At 60.4% G+C, this 364-nt stretch carries 1 protein-coding gene; it reads left to right on the top strand.

Going from position 1 to position 364, the window contains the following annotated elements; all coding sequences use genetic code 11:
* The coding region (locus tag AC0L3B_RS38675) for an alpha/beta fold hydrolase (RefSeq protein WP_473382920.1) at positions 1 to 364 on the top strand (364 nt) is incomplete at both ends.

Raw genomic sequence — 364 nt, 5'->3', positions numbered from 1 at the left:
CCCAGGGCAAGAACCTGCAGATGGGCTATATGGACGTGCCGGCCAAAGGCAAGCCCAACGGGCGCAGCGTGGTGCTGATGCACGGCAAGAACTTCTGCGGCGCCACCTGGGAAAGCTCGATCAAAGCCCTGAGCGACGCCGGTTACCGGGTGATCGCGCCAGACCAGATCGGTTTCTGCACCTCCAGCAAGCCCGAGCATTACCAGTACAGCTTTCAGCAACTGGCGCTCAATACCCACCAGTTGCTGGAAAAACTCGGCATTCCGTACGAAGTGAAGGTGGTCTCCGCCCACCGCACCCCGGACCTGCTGTTCCAGTATGCCGATCAAGCAGAATCCCGTGGCATCGAGGTGATCATCGCCGG

Source organism: Bradyrhizobium sp. Kon56 (genome assembly GCF_055807635.1).
The sequence above is the reverse complement of the archived record's forward strand: the minus strand, read 5'-3'. Positions and strand labels throughout refer to the sequence as shown.